Source organism: Litorivivens sp. (assembly GCF_041625495.1).
Taxonomy (GTDB): Bacteria; Pseudomonadota; Gammaproteobacteria; order Pseudomonadales; family Spongiibacteraceae; genus Litorivivens.
Genome location: NZ_JBFJTH010000238.1, coordinates 1 through 4,108, shown reverse-complemented (window position 1 = coordinate 4,108; position 4,108 = coordinate 1). Strand labels below are relative to the sequence as shown.

The 4,108-nt window shown below is 53.9% G+C and carries 3 protein-coding genes; all 3 read left to right on the top strand.

Annotated features, from left to right (window positions below; translation table 11 throughout):
- The first annotated feature begins 256 nt into the window (after nt 1–256).
- The 3 genes from ABYP39_RS17680 to ABYP39_RS17670 are packed head-to-tail and all read left to right on the top strand — an operon-like array spanning nt 257 to nt 3,790.
- Nucleotides 257–886, top strand: a complete 630-nt coding sequence (locus ABYP39_RS17680; protein ID WP_372758815.1) for a paraquat-inducible protein A — start codon at nt 257–259, stop codon at nt 884–886.
- Nucleotides 883–1,503, top strand: coding sequence for a paraquat-inducible protein A (locus ABYP39_RS17675; protein WP_372758814.1), 621 nt, complete (start codon nt 883–885; stop codon nt 1,501–1,503). Before ABYP39_RS17680 ends, ABYP39_RS17675 begins: the two co-directional genes overlap by 4 nt.
- Complete coding sequence (locus ABYP39_RS17670) at nt 1,496–3,790, top strand: MlaD family protein (RefSeq protein ID WP_372783913.1); 2,295 nt, start codon at nt 1,496–1,498, stop codon at nt 3,788–3,790. The genes ABYP39_RS17675 and ABYP39_RS17670 overlap by 8 nt, the downstream gene beginning before the upstream one ends.
- The last annotated feature ends 318 nt before the right edge of the window (nt 3,791–4,108 follow it).

The window sequence follows — 4,108 nt, the reverse complement described above, 5'->3', positions numbered from 1 at the left end:
TTTCGACGATCGACATTGTCATGTATGGGGCAGCCCGTGCCGGCAGCTTGGTTCATAGTCTTCACCTTGGTTTACGATTCAGATGTGCGCCAATATTTAGTGTCATTGTACTGCCATCAATATAAAAGTACACCACTTTGCGCCCCAGCTCACACCGCGCAACACTTTCAAGCACACCTTCCAAGTTATTGAACTAGCTCTATTTTTACGCAATTCTGCCAGTGCGCTGAGCGCAGATCTTCATTACAATGCGCTAATGCACACAGCCCCCACTCAACATCCTGGCCTGCTGGCCTGTCCTGAATGCGATCTCTTATTGCAGAACCAGCCACGCGCCGACGATAAGGAGGGACATTGCCCTCGCTGCAATGCGCTGTTGTGGGGCGTGGGCAAACACTCCAGCGATATCGTGTTATGCGCAGCCCTCAGCGGTCTTATCCTATTTATACCGGCCATCACCCTACCGATTCTCAAACTGACAATGGTTGGGCAAAAAGGCAGCAATTCTCTACTCGGTGGTATCGGCCGGTTGTGGACAGAAGGGGAGCAGATGCTGGCACTGCTGGTGCTACTGTGCTCTATAGTCGCGCCGCTGCTACACCTACTGTGTGTATTCGCCATCAGCCTGTGGCAGCGGCAGCGGCGCTTTCCCAGCAATTTCCCCCAGTGGATGAAGTGGCACCGCTGGATGCAGGGCTGGAGCATGCTTGAGGTCTACGCCATGGGTATCATCGTGGCCTATGTAAAGATGATAGACGACGGTGAGGTCGTTATCGGCAGCGGTAGCTGGTGCTTTGCTCTATTGTTGTTAACTGTCATTGTTTGCAACCAGTATTTCCGCGAAGAACAAGCCTGGCAGCAGTGGGAACAGGAGTCCAGCGCATGACTGACACTGCCCGTGCCCATGGCATTGCCCGCTGCGGCATGTGCGGCAAACTCTGTCACCTGCCCGCAAGCCGAAAGCGCCACCAAACACACTGCCCACGGTGCGATAACCCGGTGACCATGCGCAAACCCCGGAGCTTGGAAACGAGCTGGGCCTATACGCTGGCCGCTATCGGGCTCTTAATACCGGCTAATGTTCTACCCATTCTTACCGTAGTGAGCTTTGGCCAGGGCGACCCGGACACCATCATGTCAGGCGTAATCGCTCTCTGGGAAGCGGATTTACGCGCCATTGCAATGATCGTATTTATCGCGAGTATTGCAGTGCCGGTAGCAAAACTGGTCATTCTCGTTATTCTTATGCTGGTGGTCCAGTGGCGCTTGTCACTCAGCAAATTTCAATGCACCGTGCTATACCGTTTTATCCACTTTATAGGACGTTGGTCGATGCTGGATCTCTTTATGATTTCCATCCTGGTTACCCTCGTACATCTGGGAAATATCGCCAACGTGGAAAGCGGGCCGGCAGCAGTAGCTTTCGGCGCAGTCGTGGTATTGACCATGCTTGCCGCCAGCAGTTTTGACCCACGCCTACTTTGGGATCTGGAACATGAATGAAACCAACCTGCCGTCTGCCACCGAAAAGCCCAAGAAAAGCATTTCCGCGATCTGGCTTTTGCCGCTCATCGCCGTCGCCCTCTCCGGCTGGTTAATGTATAAAAACCTGATTGAGCATGGCCTGGAAGTTACCGTTTCTTTTAACAATGGCAGCGGCATTACCGTAGGCAAAACGCCCGTCGTGTATCAGGGCATCAATGTGGGCGAGGTAACCAATCTGCAGCTCGACGATGATCTGAAAGGCGTTACGGTAACTCTCGAGCTCAGCCGCCAAATTGAACCGCTGATTCGGGAAAAAACGCAGTTCTGGCTGGTACAGCCACAGATTTCCCTGTCGGGCGTATCTGGCTTGGACACCCTCGTTGAAGGTAACTACATAAGCTTCAAGCCGGGCGACGGCAAACCCGCCAGTAACTTTGAGGCTTTGCTCGGGCCGCCACCACTGGCTCGCACCATGCCTGGCCTACGCCTGCGTCTGGAAGCTGACAGCCTTGGCTCATTAGCCGTGGGAGCTCCACTGCTTTACCAGCAGATTGACGTTGGCGATATCGAAGGCTTCCAGATAACCGACCACGGCGTGGAAATCGTCGCCCGGGTTGATCCGGTCTACAGTCACCTGATAAATCGAAGTTCCCGTTTCTGGCGGCAAAGTGGCATCAAAGTGAATGCAGGTCTACAAGGCGTCGAGGTCGATGTAGGCTCCTTTGCCAGTATTCTTGTAGGCGGCGTCGTAATTGACACACCGGATAAAAACGCTGAACCCATCGAGGATGACGCGACCTTCACGCTTTTCGCATCCAAAGAAAAAGCAGCGGGCAGTCGCGTCATTACTGTGTACTTTCAGAACCCTGACGGCCTGGATAGCGGCAGCAAAGTTCGCTTGAACAGCATGGATGTAGGGCGGGTACTCAACTGGCGTTTTGTTGATAACTTCCCGGCGAAAGGTGCAGAAGTTCGCTTGGAGATAAAAGCTCCCTACAATACCTACCTGAATGCGGACACCCAATTCTGGATAGTAAAGCCCGAAGTTTCTACCGAAGGTATACGAGGCATTGATGCGCTTATTGGTGGACCCTACGTCGCTATGAAGGTAGCGGGAGAGGGTGGCAGTCCTCAAAAGCGCTTCACCGGGTTAGCCAAACCGCCAGAACAAAAAATCCAGGATCCGGGACTACGTGTCACATTGCGCAGTGAGGAACCTGGCTCCATTAGCGTTGGCAGCAAGGTTTTCTATCGCAAAATTGCCGTCGGCCAGGTAGAGCATGTTGAGCTCGACCCACGCGGCGTCAATATCGGCGTCTTCATCCACCAACGCTACGCTCACCTCCTGCAACGCCACTCGCTATTCTGGAATGCCAGCGGCATCTCAATCAGCGGCAACCTGGGTGGTTTTGATATCGCGACTGAATCTCTCTCCACCATCGTTGCCGGTGGTATCGCTTTTCGTACACCGGAGATAGCCAATCCCCAAGCCGCATGGGAAGGCCTGAAATACACGCTGCACACAAACTATGAAAGCACCCTGGTCGACGACTCACTGGATATCAGCTTGCATTTCAACTCTGGTAGCGGCCTGAACAAAGGGACTGAGCTGAAATATCAAGGCATCAAGGTAGGGGAAGTGTACGCCGTCGAGCTGGACGAAAATCTGCACGGGGTAAACGTCAAGGCGCGATTGTCGCCTTCAGCCAAGGGGTTGGCCCGCAGCGGCAGCGAATTCTGGCTGGTAAAACCACAGCTCGGACTTGTTGGCACGCGCAACCTAGAAACACTGGTTACAGGCAGTTATATCATCGTGCGGCCAGGGGAGGGTAAACCAAAACGTCATTTTGTCGCGCTGGACAGTCAACCGGCACTACGCAAACCCGAAACCGGACTGAACCTGATATTAACGGCGTCGCAACGCGGCTCAATCAAAGCCGGCAACAAGGTGTTTTACCGAGACATTCCGGTGGGCGAGGTCTTTGACTTTGAGTTGGCACCAGATTCAACCAAAACGCTGATTCACATAAATATACATCCACGATATACCGCGCTTATCCGTCGCGGCACCCGCTTCTGGAATGCCAGTGGCGTGGCCGTGAATGTCGGTTTGTTCAGTGGCGCCAATATCCGCAGTAAATCCATTGAATCACTGCTTGAGGGTGGGATCGCTTTTGCCACGCCCGAGGAGGCCGTCAAGGAACCCATTGTTCCCGCAGGCACCGTGTTCAGACTGAATGATTCTGTTGAGTCGCGCTGGCTGGAGTGGGCGCCGAAGATTGCTTTACCGCAGGCTGCTCGCTGAGCGGCCTTCGAAACCAGAAACTATCAGACCCGACCGCCATAAACATCAGGGCGAAACGTTTCGGGAGTTTATCGTACCGACCGACCTAGCGAGTTCTAGCGACCGCTCTCGAATGGCTGTCGTCTGGGTCCTTTTCGGATCGGCTTTCCTGCTGGGAGAGCCGCCGGCTCAGTCTCCTGCTGAGCCGAGCTCCTTGCACTCTCTTGGCCGGCGTGCTCCCCCTCTACTAGATTAGTATGTAAACGTTCCTGTTCGACTTGTTCCTGTTCGACTTGTTCCTGTTCGACTTGTTCCTGTTCGACTTGTTCCTGTTCGACT

What these genes read in the sequence shown, in the direction of transcription:
- ABYP39_RS17680 (WP_372758815.1), top strand. Translation starts at nt 257, where the DNA reads ATGCACACAGCCCCCACTCAACATCCTGGCCTGCTGGCCTGTCCTGAA.
- ABYP39_RS17675 (WP_372758814.1), top strand. Translation starts at nt 883, where the DNA reads ATGACTGACACTGCCCGTGCCCATGGCATTGCCCGCTGCGGCATGTGC.
- ABYP39_RS17670 (WP_372783913.1), top strand. Translation starts at nt 1,496, where the DNA reads ATGAATGAAACCAACCTGCCGTCTGCCACCGAAAAGCCCAAGAAAAGC.